This is a genomic window from Actinomadura meyerae, from assembly GCF_900188445.1.
GTDB classification, from domain to species: domain Bacteria; phylum Actinomycetota; class Actinomycetes; order Streptosporangiales; family Streptosporangiaceae; genus Spirillospora; species Spirillospora meyerae.
This window is the reverse complement of sequence record NZ_FZOR01000009.1, coordinates 46030-67312: the sequence shown is the minus strand read 5'-3', so window position 1 is coordinate 67312 and position 21283 is coordinate 46030. Positions and strand designations below refer to the sequence as shown.

The 21283-nt window shown below is 75.4% G+C and carries 17 protein-coding genes; 8 read left to right on the top strand and 9 right to left on the bottom strand.

The genetic code is table 11. The features are described from left to right. The first annotated feature begins 64 nt into the window (after positions 1 to 64). Both CHF16_RS12065 and CHF16_RS12060 read left to right on the top strand, forming a co-directional pair. Positions 65 to 925: an aldo/keto reductase gene (locus CHF16_RS12065; protein ID WP_089326074.1), complete on the top strand. Its 861-nt coding sequence runs from the start codon at positions 65 to 67 to the stop codon at positions 923 to 925. Between the two features lie 60 nt (positions 926 to 985). Continuing rightward, positions 986 to 1552, top strand: coding sequence for a PadR family transcriptional regulator (locus CHF16_RS12060; protein WP_089326073.1), 567 nt, complete (start codon positions 986 to 988; stop codon positions 1550 to 1552). Positions 1553 to 1592: 40 nt separating this feature from the next. Here CHF16_RS12060 and CHF16_RS12055 read toward each other — a convergent pair whose 3' ends face one another. Then, positions 1593 to 2579 (bottom strand): diacylglycerol/lipid kinase family protein, encoded by a 987-nt coding sequence (locus tag CHF16_RS12055; protein WP_089326179.1) that lies wholly within the window; start codon positions 2577 to 2579, stop codon positions 1593 to 1595. 173 nt (positions 2580 to 2752) lie between these two features. On the opposite strand from CHF16_RS12055, the gene CHF16_RS12050 reads away from it, so the two are divergent. The 5 genes from CHF16_RS12050 to CHF16_RS12030 all read left to right on the top strand — a co-directional run bounded on the left by CHF16_RS12050 (position 2753) and on the right by CHF16_RS12030 (position 9521). Beyond that, positions 2753 to 3742, top strand: a complete 990-nt coding sequence (locus tag CHF16_RS12050) for an alpha/beta hydrolase (protein ID WP_089326072.1) — start codon at positions 2753 to 2755, stop codon at positions 3740 to 3742. 20 nt (positions 3743 to 3762) lie between these two features. Further along, entirely contained in the window at positions 3763 to 4650 is an 888-nt protein-coding gene (locus CHF16_RS12045; RefSeq protein ID WP_089326071.1) for an amidohydrolase family protein, read from the top strand. A gap of 172 nt (positions 4651 to 4822) precedes the next feature. Further along, positions 4823 to 5914 carry a GH12 family glycosyl hydrolase domain-containing protein gene (locus CHF16_RS12040; protein WP_179271491.1) on the top strand — a complete coding sequence of 364 codons (1092 nt, stop codon included), beginning with the start codon at positions 4823 to 4825 and terminating at the stop codon, positions 5912 to 5914. 50 nt (positions 5915 to 5964) lie between these two features. Next, complete coding sequence (locus CHF16_RS41320) at positions 5965 to 7470, top strand: cellulase family glycosylhydrolase (protein ID WP_089326069.1); 1506 nt, start codon at positions 5965 to 5967, stop codon at positions 7468 to 7470. A 2-nt stretch (positions 7471 to 7472) separates the two neighbouring features. Then, a complete protein-coding gene (locus CHF16_RS12030) occupies positions 7473 to 9521 on the top strand; it encodes a glycoside hydrolase family 44 protein (protein ID WP_089326068.1) in 2049 nt (682 codons plus the stop codon). 25 nt (positions 9522 to 9546) lie between these two features. Here CHF16_RS12030 and CHF16_RS12025 read toward each other — a convergent pair whose 3' ends face one another. The 3 genes from CHF16_RS12025 to CHF16_RS12015 are packed head-to-tail and all read right to left on the bottom strand — an operon-like array spanning position 9547 to position 12099. After that, positions 9547 to 10608 carry a cation diffusion facilitator family transporter gene (locus CHF16_RS12025; protein WP_089326067.1) on the bottom strand — a complete coding sequence of 354 codons (1062 nt, stop codon included), beginning with the start codon at positions 10606 to 10608 and terminating at the stop codon, positions 9547 to 9549. Beyond that, on the bottom strand, positions 10605 to 11009 hold the full coding sequence (locus tag CHF16_RS12020; RefSeq protein WP_089326066.1) for an ArsR/SmtB family transcription factor: 405 nt from the start codon (positions 11007 to 11009) through the stop codon (positions 10605 to 10607). The genes CHF16_RS12025 and CHF16_RS12020 overlap by 4 nt, the downstream gene beginning before the upstream one ends. 25 nt (positions 11010 to 11034) lie before the next feature. After that, positions 11035 to 12099, bottom strand: coding sequence for a DUF6777 domain-containing protein (locus CHF16_RS12015; protein WP_143227954.1), 1065 nt, complete (start codon positions 12097 to 12099; stop codon positions 11035 to 11037). 103 nt (positions 12100 to 12202) lie between these two features. On the opposite strand from CHF16_RS12015, the gene CHF16_RS40850 reads away from it, so the two are divergent. After that, the gene (locus tag CHF16_RS40850; protein ID WP_218826634.1) at positions 12203 to 13630 is read left to right on the top strand and encodes a serine/threonine-protein kinase; all 1428 of its coding nucleotides are present in this window, start codon (positions 12203 to 12205) and stop codon (positions 13628 to 13630) included. Here the strand turns inward: CHF16_RS40850 and CHF16_RS12005 are convergent. Genes CHF16_RS12005 through CHF16_RS11985 form a run of 5 tightly spaced genes read right to left on the bottom strand, consistent with a single transcriptional unit; the run spans position 13619 to position 21240 of the window. After that, positions 13619 to 14854, bottom strand: a complete 1236-nt coding sequence (locus CHF16_RS12005) for a VWA domain-containing protein (protein ID WP_089326064.1) — start codon at positions 14852 to 14854, stop codon at positions 13619 to 13621. The genes CHF16_RS40850 and CHF16_RS12005 overlap by 12 nt on opposite strands. Positions 14855 to 14880: 26 nt before the next feature. Continuing rightward, a complete protein-coding gene (locus tag CHF16_RS12000) occupies positions 14881 to 17232 on the bottom strand; it encodes a DUF5682 family protein (protein WP_245868402.1) in 2352 nt (783 codons plus the stop codon). Further along, on the bottom strand, positions 17229 to 18356 hold the full coding sequence (locus CHF16_RS11995) for an ATP-binding protein (protein ID WP_245868400.1): 1128 nt from the start codon (positions 18354 to 18356) through the stop codon (positions 17229 to 17231). Before CHF16_RS11995 ends, CHF16_RS12000 begins: the two co-directional genes overlap by 4 nt. Further along, positions 18353 to 19945 (bottom strand): DUF5691 domain-containing protein, encoded by a 1593-nt coding sequence (locus CHF16_RS11990; protein WP_089326063.1) that lies wholly within the window; start codon positions 19943 to 19945, stop codon positions 18353 to 18355. The genes CHF16_RS11995 and CHF16_RS11990 overlap by 4 nt, the downstream gene beginning before the upstream one ends. Then, positions 19942 to 21240 (bottom strand): SWIM zinc finger family protein, encoded by a 1299-nt coding sequence (locus CHF16_RS11985; protein WP_089326062.1) that lies wholly within the window; start codon positions 21238 to 21240, stop codon positions 19942 to 19944. The genes CHF16_RS11990 and CHF16_RS11985 overlap by 4 nt, the downstream gene beginning before the upstream one ends. Positions 21241 to 21283 lie beyond the last annotated feature (43 nt).

Here is a 21283-nt window from a genome sequence, read left to right as displayed (position 1 = left end):
CCCCCGCTGGCAGCAACCTGCCAGCGGCTCGCCGCGCCCCGGCCCGCGCGGCACCGTGAACGGCATGACGACACCGAACACCTTCGACATCGGCGGCGACCTCCGGGTGCGGCGCCTGGGCTTCGGCGCGATGCGGCTGCCCGTCAGCACCCTCGGCGGCCCGCCGAACGACCGCGGGACCGGGCTGAAGATCCTGCGCCGCGCCGTCGAGCTGGGCGCGGACCACATCGACACCGCCGCGTTCTACTACCACTCGGACGGCGCCGCGGCGAACGAGATGATCCGCGCGGCGCTCAGCCCCTACCCGTCCGGCCTGGTCATCGCCACCAAGGTCGGGCCGTACCGGGGGCCGGGCGACGCGCACCCGACCGGGCAGCTGCCCACGTCCGGGCTGCGGGCCGAGGTCGAGCGGAACCTGCGCGAGCTCGGGCGCGACCACCTCGACCTCGTCTACCTGCGGCACGGCGGCATGGAGGAGCCGTCGGACGAGCCGATCGGAGAGCGGTTCGCGGTCCTGGCCGCGCTGCGTGAGGAAGGTCTCATCCGGCATCTCGGCCTCAGCCACGTCAGCGCCGCGCAGCTCGCCGAGGCGCGGGAGATCGCGCCCGTCACCGCCGTCCAGAACCGCTTCGACATCACCCGGCCCGGCGACGCCGGGCTGCTGGAGACCTGCGAGCGGGAGGGGATCGCCTACGCCCCCTACTTCCCGCTCGGCGGCTTCGGCATCCCCGACGACGCCCGGGTGAAGGAGATCGCCGCCGCGCACGGCGCGACCGTCCCGCAGGTGCTCCTCGCGGGCCTGCTGGCCCTGTCGCCGGTGATGCTGGCGATTCCCGGCACCGGTTCGCCCGATCATCTGGAGGAGAACATGGCCGCCGCCGGCCTCGCCCTCACCCCGGCGGAACTCGCCGCGTTGCGGAGCTGACCACCCCGCCCCGCCCGCACCGTCTACCCTGGACGGGTTTTGCACGATCAGGGGGAGACGATGTCGACGACGCGGCTGCTGGTGCTCGGCGGGGTGCGGCGGTTCGGGCGGGCGCACGGGTACGAGGTGCGCCGCGAGCTCATGTCGTGGGGCTCGGACGAGTGGGCCCACGTCAACCCCGGCTCGATCTACCACGCGCTGAGGCAGCTCGCCAAGGAGGGCCTGCTGCGCGCCCACGACGTGGAGGAGAGCGAGGCCGGGCCGCCGCACACCGACTACGAGATCACCGACGCGGGCCGGGCGGAGTTCCTGCGGCTGCTGCGCTCGGCGATCTCCACCGTCGACATCCGCCACCCGGAGATGCTGACGGCCGGGCTCGGGTTCCTCACCGAGCTGCCGCGCGCCGAGGCGGTCGCGCTGCTGCGCCGGCGGCTGGACGGCCTGGCGGGCTGGCGCGCGTCGGTCGCGCCGCACCTGGCCGAGCAGGATCCGTCCGACCACCTGCGCGAGCTGCTCGGCTACTGGGTGCACTCCGCCGAGTCGGCCACGGCGTGGACGCGGGGGCTGATCGAGCGGCTGGAGGCGGGCGCGTACACGATGGCGGGGGAGGAGTCCGTGCCGCGCTAGCGGCCGGGCTCCCCCTGCCCCGGCCGGGTGCCGGGGCCGGTCAGGTGTCGAGGAAGTCCTGCGGGACGATCACGCGCAGCGCGTTCCCGCGCAGCTTGATCGAGACCGGGGTGCGGCCGCGGATCTCGCCGTCCACGTCGACCGGCATCGGCGGGTCGGTCTCGATCTCGACCTGCGCGGTGGTGAGGAACGCGTCCTCGCTCAGCGACCGCCACTGCCCGGTGAGGACGTGCCGGGCCGTCGCCGACGCCAGCCGCAGCCGCCGCTCGTCGCCCAGCCGGTACACGGCCAGCAGCCGGTCGTCCGGGCTGGCGTCGCGGGCGATCCGCTGCCCGCTGTGGTGCGCGCCGTTGGCGATGTTCAGCTGGTGCGTCGCCAGCTCGCGGGTCTCGCCGTCGATCGTGACGCGGGCGGTGAACGCCTCGTGCCTCGGCAGCAGCCGCGCCGCCGTGAGCGCGTAGGCGGGCCGCCCCACGACCCGCTTGAGCGCGTGCGGGACGTTCCCGGCGACCTGCACCGACAGGCCGAGGCTCACCATGTTCGCGAAGATGTGCTCGCGGTCGGCGCCGGGGCCCTCGCCCTGCGGGTCGCCGGTCGACTCGAACCAGCCGACGTCCACGTCCGCGACCTTCCCCGCGCCGGGCCGCCCGACGGCGAGGGTGCGGACCGCGCCCGGCAGGTCGAGCGGGAGCTCCAGGCTCCGGGCGAAGTTGTTGGTGGTGCCGAGCGGCAGCACGCCGAGCGCGATGTCGCGGTGGGCGAGATGGCCGACCGCCTCGGCGACCGTGCCGTCCCCGCCGCCGACGACCACGAGGTCCGGCTCCAGGGCGAGGACGTCGCCGAACAGCTCGCGCAGCCGGGTCGGGTCGGTGACCGGGAAGACGTGCAGGAACTCCAGGCCGGACTCGCGCAGCAGGCGGCGGGCCCGGCCGTACAGCCGGCGGCCCCGCCGCGACCGGGAGTTGATCACCAGCACCGCGCGCCCGCCGCCCGCGATGGCCGACTCCAGCTCCGCCTTGCTCCGCATCTCGGCGCTCCGCATCTCGACCGGTCGCCCCTCCTCGTCCGCGTCGCCCCGCCGGGGCCGAGGACCGGAACGTCCGGCCCGACATTTTATAAACCGATTACTCAACGTTGAAACATGCCGCCGAGTGGGGATCCTTACAGGAAAGCACTTCTGGTTGACCCGGGGCGAAGATCATGCGGCTGCGCGGCGTGGCGGGGGCGGGTTTCATCGTTGCGGTCGCCGGGCTGGCGGCGTCCATCGCGGCGGGCGGCGCGGCCCCCTCGGCCGGACGCGCGGGCGGCGCGGCCGTGGTCGGCGAGCGCCTGCGCCGCCGCCGGGTCCTCGACCTCGCCGTCCGCTCGCCCGTCCTGGACGACGTCGCCCGAGTGCGCCTGCTGCTGCCGCGCGGCTGGTCGCGGAACGCGACCCGCACCTGGCCGGCGCTGTGGCTGCTGCACGGCGCCGGCGCCGGCCACACCTCCTGGAGCGACCACACCGACATCGAGGAGCTGACCGAGGACGCCGACGTGCTCGTGGTCATGCCGGACGGCGGTCCCTGCGGCAACTACACCGACTGGTGGAACCGCGGGAGCGGCGGCGCGCCGCGCTGGGAGACGTTCCATCTCGCCGAGCTGAGGCAGATCCTGGAGCGGGACTACCGCGCCGGCCCCGACCGCGCGATCGCCGGGAACGCCATGGGCGGGCTCGGCGCGCTGGCCTACGCGGCCCGGCACCGCGGCCTGTTCCGGGCGGCGGCCTCGTTCAGCGGGCCGCTGCACACCCTCCACCGCGACCCGTCCGGGCTCGACGTCGCCGACCTCGTCGAGCTGGGCGTCGCGATCGGCGCCCCGGGCGCCGACTGGACGGACGTGTGGGGCGACCCCGACGAGCAGCGCGTCGTCTGGCGCCAGCACAACCCCTACGACCTGGCCGGCCGGCTCTCCGGCGTCCGGCTGCACGTCAGCGCGGGCGACGGCGCGCCGGGCCCGTACGATCCGCGGCCCGGGACGGGCCCGGACGTGGTGGAGCGGCTCGCCCGCGCGGTCGGCGAGGAGTTCGCCGGCAAGCTCGGGAAGCTGGGCATCCCGGTCACGACGCACTTCTACCGGGGCACCCACACCTGGCCGTACTGGCGGCGCGAGCTGCGCCGTGCGCTGCCGGGCCTGCTGGCCGAGATCGGCTGACCGGCCACTAGGGTCGGGGCGTGGCCGAACCTCGTTCTGACGCAGCCGTCCCCGCGTTCTGGCAGGCGCTCGGGCTGCCCGGCATCATCGACGTCCATGTCCACTTCATGCCGCAGCGGCTGATGAGCGCGGTGTGGGAGTACTTCGACGAGGCCGGGCCGCTGATCGGCACCGAGTGGCCGATCACCTACCGGGAGTCGGAGGAGGAGCGGCTGGCGTTCCTGCGCGGCCTCGGCGTGCGCGCGTTCACCTCGCTGGCCTACCCGCACCGCCCCGGCATGGCGGACGCGCTGAACGAGTGGACCGCCGAGTTCGCCGCCCGCGTCCCCGAGTGCATCCAGACCGCGACGTTCTTCCCCGAGCCCGGCGTCGAGGAGTACACGGCCCGCGCGCTGGAGGCGGGCGCCCGGGTCGTCAAGGTCCACCTCCAGGTCGGCGGGTTCGACCCGCGCGCCAAGGAGCTGGACGCGGTGTGGGGGATGCTCGCCGACGCCGGGGTTCCGGCGCTCGTGCACGCCGGGTCCGGCCCGGTCGCGAACGGCTACACCGGCCCCGGCCCGTTCGGGGAGGTCCTGGCCCGCCACCCGGGCCTGACGGCGATCGTCGCGCATATGGGCGCCCCGGAGTTCGAGGGCTTCTTCGCCCTCGCCGACGCCTACGAGCGCGTCCACCTGGACACGACCATGGTGTTCACCAGCTTCGCCCGGCTGGCCGAGTTCCCGGACGCGCTGCTGCCCCGGCTCCGCGACCTGGGGCTGGCGGGGCGCGTCCTGCTCGGGACCGACTTCCCCAACATCCCCTACCCGTACGCGCACCAGCTGGAGTCGCTCGCCGCGCTCGACCTCGGCGACGACTGGCTGCGCGCGGTCTGCCGGGACGGCGCCGCCGCGCTGTTCGGGCTGCCGTAGCGCGCCGCCGTACCGGGCCGCCGTACCGGGCCGCCGCGGCGGGCGGGCCGCCCGTTTCACGGTCTTTCACGCCGGGTCGCTGGTCATGACGGGCGCGGACCGGAGTTCTTGACAGCGTTCGCGGTGCCCGCGACTTTGGGAGCGCTCCCACACCGGTCGAATGAGGTTCCCCATGAGAGCGCGTCCGAAGAGCTGCGCCGTCCTCGCGGCGGCCCTGCTGGCGATCCCCCTGTACTCCGTCGCCCCCGCGTCCGCCGCGACGCGGTTATGCGGTGCCACCGACACCGTGCCGGTGAGCGGCGGCGCGTACGTCGCGCAGAACAACATCTGGGGTGCGGACACCCCGCAGTGCATCACCGTGGACGGGACGTCCTTCACCGTCGACTCGTCCGGGCACGGCAACGCCACGAGCGGCGCCCCGGCCGCGTACCCGTCCTTCTTCAAGGGCTGCCACTGGGGCCAGTGCACCTCTGACAGCGGACTGCCCGTCCAGGTCGGCGGCATGCCCGCCGTCACCAGCGACTGGAGCACGACGCAGCCGTCCTCGGGCGCCTACAACGTCTCCTACGACCTCTGGTACAACAGCGCCCCGAGCACCGACACCGCGCCGGACGGCGCCGAGGTCATGATCTGGCTCGGCCATCGCGGCGGCGTCCAGCCGGCCGGGACGCGGGTCGCGAGCGGCGTCCAGATCTCCGGCGCCACCTGGGACGTCTGGTACAGCCGGATGGACTGGAACTACATCGCGTTCGTCCGGACGTCCGGCACCACGTCGGTCGACGACCTGGACCTGCGGGCGTTCACGCGGGACGCGGTGTCGCGCGGCTACATCCAGGACGCCTGGTACCTCATCGGCGTCGAGGCGGGGTTCGAGCTCTGGCAGGGCGGGGCGGGCCTCGCGACGAACTCCTTCGGCGTCGAGGTCGGCGGCACCACCACGCCGCCCACCGACCCGCCCGGCTCGGACGGGTGCTCGGCCGCCCTGCGCACCGACAACGCCTGGGACGGCGGGTTCACCGCCACCGTGACCGTGACCAACGACGGCGACGCGCCGCTGTCCGGATGGTCGGCGGACTGGACGTTCTCCGGTGGCCAGCGCGTCGTCAGCGGCTGGAACGCGACCGTGACGCAGAGCGGGTCGTCCGTCCACGCCGTCGACGCGGGCTACAACGGCGCCGTGCCCGCGCACGGCTCGACCAGCTTCGGCTTCCAGGGCACCGGGTCCGCGCCCGGCGCCCCGGCCGTCACCTGCACGGCCCGCTGACGGAACAGGAAGACGGACAGGAAGACGGACAGGGAAGAGGAGAACGATTCATGACCGGGTCCTCCACGGCCAAACGCGCGCTCCTGATCGCCATGGCCGCGCTGCTCGCGCTGGTGTTCGTCCCCGCCGCACCGGCCCCGGCCCGCGCGGCCGGAACCGGCTACTGGCACACCAGTGGCCGGCAACTGCTCGATTCCGACGGCCGGCAGGTGCGGATGACGGGCATCAACTGGTTCGGCGCCGAGACGTCGAACTTCTCCCCGCACGGGCTCTGGACGCGCGGATACAAGGACATGCTCGACCAGATCAAGAGCCTGGACTACAACACGCTGCGGCTGCCCTACACCAACCAGCTGTTCGACTCCGGCAGCGCGCCGAACAGCATCGACTACTCCAAGAACCCCGATCTGCAGGGCCTGACCGGGCTGCAGATCCTCGACAAGATCATCGACTATGCCGGGCGGATCGGGCTGAAGGTCGTCCTCGACCGGCACCGCCCGGACGCGGGCGGGCAGTCCGCGCTCTGGTACACCGACGCCTACCCCGAGTCGCGGTGGATCTCCGACTGGCAGATGCTCGCCCGGCACTACGCGGGCGACACCACGGTCATCGGCGCCGACCTGCACAACGAGCCGCACGCCCCCGCGTGCTGGGGCTGCGGCGACCAGGCCACCGACTGGCGGCTCGCCGCCGAGCGGGCCGGGAACGCGATCCTCGCCGTCAACTCCAACTGGCTGATCATCGTCGAGGGCGTGGACGGCTACGGCGGCGACAACTACTGGTGGGGCGGCAACCTGCAGGGCGCCGCGCAGTACCCGGTGCGGCTGGACGTCCCGAACCGGCTGGTCTACTCGGCGCACGACTACGCGACGTCCGTGTACCCGCAGCCGTGGTTCGACGACCCCGCCTTCCCGTCCAACATGGCGGCGATCTGGGACAAGAACTGGGGCTACCTCTACAAGAACGACGTGGCGCCCGTCCTGCTCGGGGAGTTCGGCACGACGCTCGCCGACGCGCGGGACCAGACCTGGCTGCGCACCCTGATGGCCTACCTCGGCACGGGCGCGAGCGGGATGTCGTTCACCTTCTGGTCGTGGAACCCCAACTCGGGCGACACCGGCGGCATCCTCAACGGGGACTGGACGACGGTCAACACCGCCAAGCAGTCCTACCTCGACCCGTACCTGCTCGGCGCCTTCGACTCCGGCGGCGGAGACCCCGGCGGTCCCGGCGAGCCGGACGCCTCCTGCGCGGTCGCCTACCAGGTGCAGAACAGCTGGGAGGGCGGGTTCACCGCCCAGGTCACGATCACGAACACCGGCTCGGCCGCGCTGAACGGCTGGACGCTCGGCTTCGCCTTCCCGGGTGACCAGAAGGTCGGCCAGGGGTGGAGCGCGACCTGGTCCCAGTCCGGGGCGGACGTCACCGCGAAGAGCCTGGACTGGAACGGCGCGCTCGCCGCCGGGGCGTCCCTCACGGTCGGGTTCCAGGCCACGGGGTCGTCGGCCGGTGCTCCCACCGGGTTCGAGCTCAACGACCAGCCCTGCGAGTCATGACCATGACCCCCAGGACCAGAGCGCACTCCAGAACCAGAGCGCACTCCAGAACCAGAGCGCACTCCAGGACCAGAGCGCTGCTCGCCGGGGTCCTCGCCGCCGCGCTGCTGCCGTGGGCCGCCCCCGCGGCGCAGGCGGCCGCGGGACCGGCGCTGACCGTCGACCCGTCGGCGTCCCGCCACGCGATCAGCCCGGAGATCTACGGGATGAACTTCGCCGGCGAGGAGCTCGCCAAGGAGCTGCGGCTGCCCGTGCGGCGCTGGGGCGGCAACGCCACCACCCGCTACAACTACCTCTACGACGAGACGAACCGGGGCTCGGACTGGTACTTCGAGAACGTCCCCGGCCCGGCCCCCGACCCGGCGGCGCTGCCGGACGGCTCCGAGACCGACCAGTTCACAGAGCAGGACCGCCGGACCGGCACTCGGACGATCCTGACCGTCCCGCTGATCGGCTGGACGCCCAAGGGCCGCGACTACACCTGCGGCTTCAGCATCCAGAAGTACGGGCCGCAGCGGGGCTCCGACACCGAGTGGCGCCCGGACTGCGGCAACGGCGTCAAACCGGACGGTACGGAGGTCACCGGCAACGACCCGGCGGACACCAGCGTCCCCGCCGGGCCGCAGTACATCACCGACTGGCTGGCGCACCTGACCGGCAAGTACGGCTCGGCCGGGGAGAGCGGCGTCCGGTTCTACAACCTGGACAACGAGCCGGACCTCTGGCACGCGACCCACCGGGACGTCCACCCCAAGGGCGCGGGCTACGACGAGATGCGCGACCAGACGTACGCGATCGCGGCGGCCCTGAAGGCCGCCGACCCCGGCGCGAAGACGCTCGGCCCGGTGGGCTGGGGCTTCCAGTCGCTGACGATGTCCGGCCTCGACAAGCAGACGTGCGACCGCGAGGGCGGCGACTGCTGGTCGAACCCGCCGGACCGGGCCGCGCACGGCGGCGTCCCCTTCGCCGCCTGGTACCTCCGGCAGATGAGGGAGTACGAGCGGCAGCACGGGACCCGCATCCTGGACTACTTCGACGAGCACCTCTACCCGCAGCAGAGCGGGGTCGCGCTCGGCGAGCCCGGCGACGCGGCGACGCAGGAGCTGCGGCTGCGCTCCACCCGCCAGCTCTGGGATCCGGAGTACACCGACGAGAGCTGGATCGCCCAGCCGATCGAGTACATCCCGCGGATGCGCCGGCTGGTGGACGAGAACTACCCCGGCACCAAGCTCGCGATCACCGAGTACAACTGGGGCGCCCTCGGCCACATCAACGGCGCGGTCGCGCAGGCCGACGTCCTCGGGATCTTCGGCCGGGAGGGCCTGGACCTCGCCACGCTCTGGGCCCCGCCGGGCGCGTCCGACCCGGGCGCCTACGCCTTCCGCATGTACCGGAACTACGACGGCGCCGGCGCGTCCTTCGGCGACACGTCCGTCCGCGCGGAGAGCGCCGACCAGGACCGGCTCGCCGTGTACGCGGCGGAGCGGTCCGCGGACGGGGCGCTCACGCTGATGATCGTCAACAAGTCGCTGACCGACGACCTGACCAGCACCGTCTCGATCGCGGGGCGGTCGGGCACGGCGGCCGGGCACGTCTACCGCTACGGCGCCGGCGACCTGGCGTCGATCGTCCGCGAGCCGGACGCGGCGGTCGGGCCGGACGGGTTCACCGCGACGTTCCCCGCGTCCTCGATCACGCTGGTCGAGGTTCCGGTGGACGGCGGGCCGGCCGCGTCGGAGTGCGAGGTCGGCTACAAGGTGGTCAGCCAGTGGGGGAGCGGGTTCACCGCCGAGGTCACCGTCGCCAACACCGGCACCTCGCCCGTCAGCGGGTGGACGCTCGGGTTCGCCTTCCCCGCCGGCCAGCGCGTCACGCAGGGCTGGAACGCGTCCTGGGCGCAGGAGGGCGCGGACGTCACCGCCCGCAACCTGTCCTGGAACGGCGCGATCGAGCCGGGACGCTCGGTGGTGCTCGGCTTCAACGGGTCGAGCGGCGGGACGAACCCGCCGCCCGCGTCGTTCACCCTGAACGGCACGCCCTGCCGGGAGTGATCCCCGTACCGACGATGGTCAGCGGTCAGTGGTCGCAGGGCGCGCTGCCCGCATGATCATGGGGCTCGCCGGCCTCCGCCACATGGCGGGGGCCGTGCGCGTCCGCGCAGTGCGCGCCGCCCGACGGCGCGGCGACGTGGTCGACCTCCAGCGTCGTGTGGGTGATCCCGTACGCCTCGCGCAGCAGCTCCTGCAGGTCGCGGCGGACGGCGTGGCAGTCGCCCTGCGTGTCGACGAGCACGTGCGCCGACAGCGCCGGGTAGCCGGAGCTGACCTCCCACACGTGCAGGTCGTGGACCTCCTCCACGCAGGGGCGGCGGGCCAGCCGGGCACCGAGCTCGGACGGGTCGAGGCCCGCCGGCGCGGCCTCCATGAGCACCCGGCCGGCGTCCCGCAGCAGCCCGTACCCGGCCTTGAGCATCAGCGCCGCCACCACCAGCGAGGCGACCGCGTCGGCGCGCGCCAGGTCGGCCGTCCACACCAGGAGCCCGGCGATCGCCGTGGCGATGAACGCGAACAGGTCGTTGAGGATGTGCTGGAAGGCGCCCTCGACGTTCAGGCTGCGCCGGTCGGCCCGGCTGATCAGGAAGGTCGCGGCGACGTTGACGGCGATGCCGGCGAGGGCCGTCCAGAACACGAACTGGCCCTCGACCGCGGGCGGTTCGAGCAGCCGGCGGACGCCCTCGTAGACGAAGTAGGCCGCGAGCAGGATCAGTGTCAGCCCGTTGAGCTGCGCCGACAGGATCTCGGCGCGGCGCAGGCCGAAGGTGTAGCCGCCCTTCGGCGGCCGCGCGGCGATGCGCATCGCGACCAGCGCCAGCGCGATCGCGAACGCGTCGGTCATCATGTGCGCGGCGTCGGAGATCAGGGCCAGCGAGCCGGAGATCAGGCCGATGACGGTCTCGGCCGCCATGAAGACGAGGATCAGCGCGAGCGCGCCGCCGAGCAGCCGCCGGTCGGCGCCCGCCGAGATCGCGTGCCCGTGCCCGTGGCCGTGCCCCTGGCCGTGCCCGTGCCCGCCGTGCTCTTCCTGCCCGTCGTGCTCATCCCGCGCGGAGCTCCCGTCCGGCGTGCCGTGCCCGCTCACGTGCCCGCCTCCCCGTGGCCGACGTGCGTGAGGGCGAGGTCGAGCAGCATCCGGACGTGCGAGTCGTCCAGCCGGTAGTAGGCCATCCGGCCGGCGCGGCGGGCCCGGACGACGCGGTTGGCGCGCAGCAGCCGCAGCGCGTGCGAGACCGCGGACTCCGAGTGCCCGCAGGACGCGGCGATGTCGCACACGCACATCTCACCCCCTTCGAGCAGCGCGATGATCACGCGCAGCCGGCCGGGATCGGACAGCAGCCCGAACACCTGCGCCAGCTCGGTGATCGTGTCCGCGCCCGGCAGGGCGGCGGTGACGACCGCGACCTTCTCGGGGTCGACCACCCGGACGGCGCACGCGTCGGCGGGTCCCGCGGTGGCGGGCACGACATCTGACTGACTGCTCATATGAGCAAATGTAGCGTATCGGTCCTCAGGAGACCTCGGGGGCCGGCTCCGTGGACGGCGGGAGCGAGACCGGGGTCCCCGGGTCCCCGCCCTCCGGCGGCGACCCTTCCGTCCCCGTACCCGGGCCGCCGGACGCCACGCCCGCCGACTCCGGGGAGGTTCCGGGCTCGGGCGAGCCGGTCCCGGGGGACTCCGGGCCCGGCGACTCCGGGCCCGGCGACTCCGTTCCGGGCGACTCGGTCCCCGGTGACTCCGGGCCCGGCGACTCGGTGCCGGGCGCGCCCGGCTCGGAGCCGGACGGCGACGGCGTGCCGCTCTCGGTCGCCTCCGTCTCCGTGAGCGGCAGCGCGGCGGGCGGCCCGTCGGCCTCGCCCGCGGTCGCGCGGGGCCGCTCGAACCCCATCGTCGCGCCCGGGTCCACGAGCACGAACGCGGTGATCGTCCCCTTCCGGGAATCCCGCGGCGCGATCCTGGTGACATTCCGCCGCTCGAATCCCGGCCAGGACCGGCCAGTATAGGACGCGTTTCCGGTGGAGATCTTTTTCTCCGGCGGGGTGAGCGGATTGCCGCAATTGCACTTCACCGCCGGCACCCCGTAGCCATTGACGAGAACGCCCATTCCGGCCTGGAGGACGGCGGGCCCGCTGGTCGCCCTCCCGTCGGCGTAACCGTGGTTGGTGACGAGCGTGTCGGTGCGCAGCAGCACCGGCGTGAGCCGCGAGACGTACCGCGGGATGTCGCTCACCGGGATGCCCTGCACGCTCGCCCACGCCCGCGCCTTGTCCGGGTCGGCCCGCAGGAACTCGATCAGCTTGCGCTGGTCGCAGGTCGCCTCCCGGCGCGTCCCGCCGTAGAGGCCCGGGGAGTCGCCGGCCTTCGTGCCGCCCGCCCGCGGTCGCCCCTTGACGCCCGTCTGGTCGGTGCCGGCCATCAGCGTGTACGGCTCGGGGCCCGGCGATCCGACGGTCAGCCGGGTGATGGCCGCGCCCGCGTCGCCGCAGCCGGCGAGCGCGCCCGCCGCGAGCACCAGCGCCGCGACCGCCGCCGCGGCCGCCCGCCGCCGGACAAATGGCGAATGGATCTCACGCATGCGTCTACTCCCGCCCCCCGGCTCGCCGTACCTATACTCTTCGATGCCGGGCGAAGCGGATTTGTGCGCGGCGGAATGCTCCAATTTTTCGCGGGGGTGCGAAATGGCGGGCCCGATACCGCTCGACGCCGCCGACCCGACCCGGCTCGGCGGCTGGGAGCTGCTCGCCCGGCTCGGCGAGGGCGGGCAGGGGGCGGTCTACCTCGGCCGCCCGGTCGATCCGGCCTCCGGGCCGCCGCGGGTCGCCGTGAAGCTGCTGCACGCGCGGCTGCTCGGCGACGCCGGCGCGCGGGAGCGGTTCGTCCGCGAGCTGGCCCTGCTCCAGCGGGTCGCCGGGTTCTGCACCGCGCAGGTGCTCGCCGCCGACACCGAGGGCGACCGCCCCTACATCGTCAGCGAGTACGTGCCGGGGCCGTCGCTGCGCGCCCTCGTCCAGGAGGAGGGGCCGCGCACCGGCGCCGACCTCGACCGGCTCGCGATCAGCTCGGTGACGGCGCTGTCGGCGATCCACCGGGCGAACGTCGCGCACCGCGACCTCAAGCCGCAGAACGTGCTGATGGGCCCGGACGGGCCGCGCGTGATCGACTTCGGCATCGCCCGCGCGTACGCCGCGGGCGCCACGCTGACCAGCCAGGTCGTCGGCACCCCCGCCTACATGGCGCCCGAGCAGTTCGCCGGGCGGGCCGGGCCCGCCGCCGACCTGTTCGCCTGGGCGGGCACCCTGCTGTTCGCCGCGACCGGCCGCGACCCGTTCGCCGGCGGCCCGCTGCCCGCCGTCATGTACCGGATCCTGCACGAGACGCCCGACCTGCGCGTCCTGCCCGGACCGCTCGCCGAGGTCGCCGCCGCCTGCCTGGCGAAGGACCCGGCCGAGCGCCCTTCCTCCGAGGACGTCCTGCTCTGGCTGCTCGGCCGCCGCACCACCCTGGCCTCGACCGAAGCCCTGCCCGCCCCCACGATGCCGGCCCCGGCCCCGCCTCCAGCCCCGGCCCCGCCTCCAGCCCCGACACCGGCACCGCGTCCGGCGTCGGCTCCCGGAACGGCGCCGGAGCCGGTCGCCGAGCCGCGTGTCACGGCCGCGGCGCCGCCCCCCGCTCCGCCTCCGCCGTGCCCCGTGCCGCCGCCCGGCCCGCGCCCTGCCCTCGCGGGCGCCGGGGGCCTCCGCCGCGGCCCGGCGCTGATCGCGGGGCTGCTGCTCGCCGGGCTGCTCGCCGCGCTCGACGTCGCCGCGCTGGCGATCCTCATCGCCCGGCCATCGCTCAGCGAGGGGCACCGGGGCGGGCTGCTGCCCGTCGTGGCCTCCTCGTTCGCGGTCGTCGCCGTGGTCACGCTCGTCGCGGTGATCCTCGCCTGGCGCGGGTCGCGGCCCGCCGCGTGGACGGTGATGGCCGCGCGCGTCGCCCGCGTCGCGATGTGGGGCGCGTGGGGCGCGCTCGTGCAGGTCCAGGCGTCGGCGCTCGCCGGGCACGCGGTACTGACCGCCGTCGTCGTGGTGCTGCTGGCGCGGGGGCTGTCGCGCTCACCCCGCTGACGCCTGCCGCTCCGACCACTCGGCGAGGTCGCGGCGCTCGATCGCGGCGGCCATCAGCCCGGGGAACGCGTCCGGGGTGCACGCGAACGCCGGGACGCCCAGCGCCGCCAGCGCCGCCGCGTTGTCGCGGTCGTAGGCGGGCGCGCCCTCGTCCGACAGCGCGAGCAGCACCACCACCTGCACGCCCGCCGCCGTCAGCGACCCGATCCGGCGCAGCATCTCCTCCCGGACGCCGCCCTCGTACAGGTCGCTGATCAGCACCATGATCGTGTCGGCGGGGCGGGTGACGAGGCCCTGGCAGTAGGCGATCGCCCGGTTGATGTCGGTGCCGCCGCCGAGCTGCGTGCCGAACAGCACCTCCACCGGGTCGTGCAGCTGGTCGGTCAGGTCGGCCACGGCCGTGTCGAACACGACGAGCGAGGTGCGCAGCGACCGCATCGACGCCAGCACCGCGCCGAACACGCTCGCGTACACCACCGACGCCGCCATCGACCCGCTCTGGTCGATGGCGAGGACGACGTCCCGCTTCACGGCCTGCTGCCGCCGCCCGTACCCGATCAGCCGCTCCGGGACGAGCGTGCCGTGCTCGGGCAGGTAGTGCCGCAGGTTCGCGCGGATCGTCCGCTCCCAGTCGACGTCGGCGAGCCGCCGCGGCCGCAGCACCCGCGCCGACCGGTCGAGCGCCCCGCCGACCGCCGACCGCGTCCGCTGCGCGAGCCGCCGCTCCAGATCGCGGACGACCTTGCGCACCACGGCCCGCGCCGACTCGCGCGCCCGGTCCGGCATGACCCGGTTCAGCGACAGCAGCGTCCCCACCAGGTGGACGTCGGGCTCGACGGCGTCGAGCATCTCCGGCTCCAGCAGCAGCCGGGTGAGGTCGAGCCGCTCGATCGCGTCCTTCTGCAGGACCTGCACGACGCTGGACGGGAAGTACTCGCGGATGTCGCCGAGCCACCGCGCCACCGAGGGCGCCGAGTCGCCGAGGCCGGCGCTGCGCCGCCCCGGCCGCGGCCGGCCCTCGTCGCCCCCGCCGCCGTAGAGCTTCTCCAGCGCCCCGTCCATCCGGGCGTCGTCGCCGGTCAGCGACACCCCGGTGCCGTCGGCGCGCTCGCCGCCGAGCACCAGCCGCCAGCGCCGCAGCCGGTCCTCCGGGCCGCCCGTCGCGTCCGCGCCGCCCGCGCCGCCCGTGCCGCCCGTGCCGTCCGCTCCGTCCGTGCCGTCCATGCGGGGCCCTCCTGTCGTCGCGTCGGTCATGGGTTCCGCCAGCCGAGGATGCGCAGGGCGGTGGCGGCCGCCGGGGCCGCGCGGGCCTCGTCGACGTCCTCGCCCGGCGGGGGCGCCGCGTCCGCGCGGGGCTCGGCGCGGCGGCGCAGGCGCTCGCCGATGGCGCGGCGCTCGGCGGCCGGGTAGGCGCCGAAGGTGCGGCGCAGGAGCGGCAGGACGTCGGTGAAGGAGTCGCCGGGCAGGCCCGCGATCCAGGCGTCCACCAGGCGGAGCAGTTCGTCGTCGTGCAGCAGGAGCAGGGCGCCGCCGGACAGGAACCCCTCGACCCACGCCGCGGCGCGGTCGGGGGCGGCGCCGGCGGACACGGCGCGCGCCATCCGGCCGGGGACGTCCGGCAGCCGGCCCGCGTCGAGGAGGAGGCGGGTGAGGCGGCCCTCGATGAGGCCGTGCAGCGCGTCCGGGCGGGCGAGCAGCCCCTCCAGCGTGCGGCGCCAGCGTTCGAGGTGGCCCTCGTCGGCGAGCAGGGACAGCGCGCCGTGGACGGCGTCGACATGAGCGAGGAACTCGCGGGCGGCGTCGTCGTCCAGCCCGGTGATCGCGGGCGGCAGGCCGACGCAGACCCGGACGACCAGGCCGTCGACGACCGTGCGGAGCGGCCCGGTGGAGGTGCCGCGGACGTCGCCGTAGCGCAGCGCCCGGACCAGCGCGGGCAGCGCCGCCATCAGGTGCGCGACGTCGGTGTCGACGGCGGCCCGGTCGGCGAGGGCGCGCATGACGGCCGGGAGCGCCTCGCCGAGGTCGGCGAGCAGGCATCGCTCGGCCGCCGACGTCAGGTCGGCGAGCGCCCCGGCGTGCTCGGCGAGGGCCTCGGCACGGGCGGCGGCCGCGCCGCGCACGTTGGTGCCCCACGCGCTGGCCTCGATCAGCTCGACGTCGAACTCGGGCCGCCAGGCGAGCGTCCACGTCTCGCGGAACGTGCCCTTCGACCGGCTCGTGCCGGCGGGCACGCCCCAGTCGACGTCCAGCAGGCGGAGGCGGTGCAGCAGGCGGCTGCGCTCCAGGTCGGTGGGCTTGCGCAGGTCGAGGTCGTGCTCCTTGCCGAGCGCCGACGGCTTGAGCCGGAGCCGCCGCTGCTGGGCCTGCAGGTCGCGCTGGAGCGGCACCATCGGCGTCCGCTCCGGGACGGCGCCGAGCCGCTCGCCGACGACCATCCGCCGCTGGATCAGCTCCACCGGCAGGTCGGCGCCCTCGCACAGCACGGCCCGGGTCGCCTCGGTCACCTCGTCCAGCCCGGCGAGGGGGCGGCCGCGCAGCGCGGCGAGGGCCTCGGCGAGCCGGACCGCCTCGATCACGTGCGCGGACGAGACGTGCAGGTCCTCCTCCCGCAGCACCCGGGCGGCGGCGGTCAGCCACCGCTCGATCGGGCGGTCGGGCGCGGCGAACAGGTGGTGGTACCAGCCGGGGGAGCGGACGCCCGCGCCGTAGCCGGAGTGCCCGGCGAGCCGCCCGTGCGTCCACGGCACCCAGGTCATCGCGACCTTGGTCTTCGGGAGCCCGCGCAGCGTCCGGTCGTCGTGGGCCGCCGGGACCTTGGCCCGCAGGGCGGGCACGTGCCAGGCGCCGCAGACCACGGCGACCCGCTCGTGGCCCTCCTTGAGCGTGCGGCGCAGCGTGCGCCGCATGTGGGCCTCGCGCTGCTCCTCGCGCCGCCGGTGCGCGGCGGGCCCGGCGTCCTCCGGCCGCTCGGCGAGCTGCGCGCGCAGCTCCGCCATGGCCTCCGCGATCGCCGGGAACGGGGACGGGCCGCCGCCGCGGTGCTCGACCACGTCGTCCCACCAGCGCTCGGCGTCGTCGTAGCCGGCGGCCTTCGCCAGCCAGCCGAGCGGGTCGAGCCGGATCCCCTCGGCGGGCCCGCCCGCCGCCTCGCCCTCGTCCGCCGCGCCGCCTTCGTCCGCCGCGCCGCCTTCGTCCGCCGCGCCGCCTTCGTCCTGCGCGCCGCCGTCGTCCGCGTCGCCCTCGTCCGGCGGGGCCGGGACGAGCTGGTGCGCCGCCGGCAGGTCGCAGAACCGGACGGGCACGCCCGCCGCCAGCCCGTACCGGATCGCCTGCCATTCCGGGCTGAACTCCGCGAACGGCCAGAACGCGGCCCTGCGGTCGCCGCCGTCCCCGCCGGGGCCGGACGCGGAGGCGGGGGAGTAGGCGAGCAGCGCGACCGGCGGTTCCATCCCCGCGTCGCCGGCCAGGTCCACGATGGGGTCGGCCTCGGGCGGGCCCTCGATCAGGACCGCGTCCGGCTTGAACTCCTCCAGGGCGCCGCGCAGCGCCCGCGCCGAGCCGGGCCCGTGGTGGCGGATCCCGTAGACCTCGACGTGGCTCAAGAGACCTCCCGGCAGGCCCGGTAGAAGTCCCGCCACTCGGGGCGGTCGCGGACGACGGCCTCCAGGTACTCCTGCCACACGACCCGGTCGGACACCGGGTCCTGCACGACGGCGCCGACGATGCCGCCCGCGACGTCGGCGGCGCGCAGCACCCCGTCGCCGAAGTGCGCGGCGAGCGCGAGGCCGCTGGTGACCACCGAGATCGCCTCGGCGGTGCTGAGCGTCCCGCTCGGCGACTTCAGCTTGGTGCGCCCGTCGGCGGTGACGCCGGAGCGCAGCTCCCGGAACACGGTGACGACGCGGCGGATCTCCTCCAGCCCCGCCGGGGACTCCGGCAGCTCCAGCCCGGCGCCGATCTGGTCGACGCGGCGCGCCACGATGCCGACCTCGTCCTCGACGGTCTCCGGCAGCGGCAGCACGACCGTGTTGAACCGCCGGCGCAGCGCGCTGGACAGCTCGTTCACGCCCCGGTCGCGGTCGTTGGCGGTGGCGATCACCGTGAAGCCCTTGCGGGCCTGCACCTCGGTGTTCAGCTCGGGGACCGGCAGCGTCTTCTCCGACAGGACGGTGATCAGGGTGTCCTGCACGTCGGACGGCATCCGGGTCAGCTCCTCGATACGGGCGACCGCGCCGCGCCGCATCGCCCGCATGAGCGGGCTCTCCACCAGCGCCTTCTCCGACGGCCCCTCGGCGAGCAGCCGCGCGTAGTTCCACCCGTAGCGGATGGCCTCCTCCGCGGTGCCCGCCGTCCCCTGCACGAGCAGGGTCGAGTCGCCGCTGACGGCGGCGGCGAGGTGCTCCGACACCCACGTCTTCGCCGTCCCGGGGACGCCGAGCAGCAGCAGCGCCCGGTCGGTCGCGAGCGTCGCCACCGCGACCTCCATGAGCCGGCGCGGCCCCACGTACTTCGGCGAGACCGCCGTCCCGTCGGGGAGCTCGCCGCCGAGCAGGTAGGTGGTGACGGCCCACGGCGACAGCCGCCAGCCGGGCGGCCGGGGCCGGTCGTCGTGCTCGGCCAGCCGCGCCAGCTCGCCCGCGTACTCCTGCTCGGCGTGCGGGCGCAGGACGGCGGTCGCGCCGGAGGGGGCGCCCTCCGCGCCACCCGGGATCGAATCGTCGGTCAAGGGGTCAGCTCCTTCAGCATCTCGTCGCGGAAGCGCAGGGCGGCGACCAGGTCGGAGACGGCGCGCGGGGCGCCGGCGTCCGGCTCGGTCAGCGGGGCGAGGCGGGGTGCGGCGGCCGGGTCCAGCCGCTGGTCGGCCAGCCGGCACAGCTGGGTGATCAGGTGCTCGTCGCGGCGGGTGGGCCGCCCCGCGGACGCGGTCAGCGTCGCGACGACCGCCGCCGCGAGCGGCCCCGTCCACGGCCCGGGGACCCGTTCGAGGACGCGCAGCAGCTCCGGCCGCCCCTCCACCCAGCGGATCAGGTCGGCCGCCGCGGCCTCGCGCTCGCCCGCGGGCAGGACGGGCAGCAGGTCGGCGAGCACCTCGGGCTCGTCGACCATGACACCGCCCTTCAGCAGCGCCCGCGCCCAGGCGGCGTCGTTCTGGCCGAGGGCGGCCCTGGCCCACCCGATGTGGACGTCGCGACCGTCGGAGCCGTCGCCGGGTCCGCTCCCGGACGCGCCGGGCCCGCTCTCGGAGGACGGCCCGCCGGCCGCGGTGACGGGCAGGCAGACGATCTCCATGGGCGGCAGCCCGAACAGCTCCGTCCAGGTGGACAGCGGCGTGCGGGCGAGGATCTCGCGCAGCCACGCGGCCCGCGTGCCCACCGGCGCGCCCCCGCCGCGCGGCGCGAACGACCCGCTCGGGTGGAAGGGGATGCCGTCGCGGGCCATGTCGTCGCCGTGGGCGTGCGGCGGCTCGACGCTGATCCAGGTCTGCTTGCGGCCCCGCACCGTGCGGGTCCGGGGGGTCAGGCAGGCGCGGGCGCGCGCCGCCATCCGCGCCCCGTAGGCGGACCCGGGCAGGCGCGCGAGCAGGTCGGAGGCGAGCTGCCGGACGTCCTTGCCCCGGTCTTCGAGGGCGGCCTCCAGGAACTCCTCGTCCGCCAGGGAGAGCCCGTGCTCGAACGTGGCGAGGAACGCCGCGCGGTCGGGTGCGGGCTCCTTGCTCCACGTCTCGCTCAGCAGCTCCCGCGCGCGCTGCGGATCACCGCCCCGCAGCCTGGTCAGGTAGGCGACGCGGCGGTTGCGCGTCCCGGTCTGCCAGACCTCGTCGCCCCCGCCGGGGTCGTCGCCGGAGCCGACCAGGTAGGCCCAGTCGGTGTTCTGCAGCGCCAGCCACACGCCGCGCCGGCCGCACGCCCGCGCGATGGACGGCCGGAGCATCCGGTCGCTGCGGCCGCGCTCCAGCAGGTCGGGCAGCGCCTGCACCGGGACGCGCCGGCCGTGCGCCGCCGCCGCGTCCAGCCATTCGGGCAGCACCCGCAGCTGCTCGCCGGCGAGGATCCGCCGGAGCCGCGCCGCCGCGGCGGGCGGCACCACCGGGACGTCCTCGACCGGGGCCAGCGCGACCGGCTCGGGCGCCTTCCCGTCCCGCCCGGGGCCGGACGGCACCAGGCCGGCCCGCCGCCGCACGGCCAGCAGCGCGGCCTGGTCGAGCAGCCGCCCCGCCCGGTCGCCGGTCTCGGCGGGCGCCTCCGGCAGGACCGGCGGGTCGCGCCGCTCGGTGCCGAGCAGCGCTGCCGTGACGTGCTCGTCCCACGAGCTCACAGGACCACCGTCCCCTCGTCGTCGTGCCAGGCCGCCAGCGGGCGCAGGCCGCGCGGGCTCCACTCGCCGGACAGCGTCACCGGCCCGCCGCCCGACAGCGCGAGCAGCCGCCACGGGTCGCCGAGCCGCAGCGGCAGCGCGTCCCCGGCGGGGTCGGCGACCGACAGGCCGCCGCCCTCGGCGCGGGCCAGCCGGACCCCGGCGAGCGTCGCGGGCCAGCGGTCCAGCCAGGGGTCGCGCGCGAGGGCGGCGGCGTGCTCGTCGAGGAACTCCCGCACGGACGTCCCGGCCGGTGCACCCGGCTCGGCCGCCCCGTACCGGTCGGCGACCAGGGCCCGCAGCGGCTGCGCGCCCGGATAGAAGGCCAGCTCCGCGTCGATCTCCGTGCCCACCACGAGCGAGGCGTCCAGGGAGGTGCCCGGCGCCGCGAACGACAGCACCAGCGCGGGGCGCCCTGTCCGCCGCCCGCGCAGCCACACCCGCCGGGTGGTGAGCAGGTCCTGCGCGGTGTCGTGCGACCCGGTCACCGACCACAGGTCGCGGACGCGCTCCCCGCCCGACAGCACCTCCTCCTGCGGGACGGTGAACCCGACCCGGGAGCGGACGGTGTCGCGGAGCCCGGCGGGCAGCTCGTCCTGCCGCCGGTGGGCCTGAATCAGCAGGCGCAGCAGCGCGTACTCCTCCAGCAGCCGGCCCGGCCACCCGGGGCGGCGCGGCAGCGCGGCGAGGCCTCGGACCTGCCCGGCGAGCGCACCCGCCTGCGCGTCGACGAGCCGCCGCGCGGCGTCGTCCCAGAGCCGGTAGGGCGCCTTCTCGGCCTGCGCGAGCCCGTGCGCGATCTGGTCGCGGAGCCACTGGTCGAGCTCGGCGAGGCCGTCCTCGACGCGGCGCTCGCGCCGCTCGGCGGTCTTGGGGTCCCTGGTCTTCGCCGCCGCTGAGGCCCGCTTCCGCGCCGCCGTGCCGGCCCGCTCGCGCCGGTCCTCGATCCATTCGGCGGCGTGGCCGGGCCTGGGGCCCTCGTCGACGGCGCCGTCGGCCCACATGAGCAGCAGCCCGAGGGCGTGCTTGCAGGGGAACTTGCGGCTGGGGCACGTGCACCGGAACGCGGGTTCGGACAGGTCGACGCACGTCCGGTAGACGGATGTGCCGCTGCCCTGGCACTCGCCCCAGACGGCCTCGCCGTCACACCCCGTGGCGGCCCATTTGGCGGGTTTGGCGACGCCGCCGGCGGCCTTCGCGGACGACGCGTCCGGCGCCAGGCCGAGCACCTGCTCCCGAGCCCATCGTTCCCTCACACCACCGAAACTATCGGCGCCCTACGACATTGTGCCCGCCCGC